At 40.9% G+C, this 281-nt stretch carries 1 protein-coding gene; it reads left to right on the top strand.

The genetic code is table 11. The features are described 5' to 3' along the window. Positions 1 to 281: ArsA-related P-loop ATPase (locus tag V7D18_RS14090; protein WP_426154930.1), on the top strand; the 281-nt coding region annotated here is incomplete at both ends.

Here is a 281-nt window from a genome sequence, read left to right as displayed (position 1 = left end):
ATCTTGTAGTGGCAAACTTAGATCCCATAGAGGCAGCCGGGGAATATCGTGAAAGCGTAATCGCGCCTTACCGCGGACAGCTGCCTGAGGCTGTAATAAAAAATATGGAGGAACAGCTTTCTGGTTCCTGTACTGTTGAGATTGCTGCATTTAATGAATTTTCCAAATTTATTACAGATGTAAAAGTTCAGGAAGAATTTGATTATATTATATTTGATACTGCACCCACAGGGCACACATTAAGGATGCTAAAGCTTCCATCGGCCTGGAGTAATTTTATC

The organism is Lacrimispora sp. 38-1, from assembly GCF_049890855.1.
Lineage (GTDB): Bacteria > Bacillota > Clostridia > Lachnospirales > Lachnospiraceae > Lacrimispora.
Note: the sequence above shows the minus strand (reverse complement) of the source record. Positions and strands in the feature narration are given on the sequence as shown.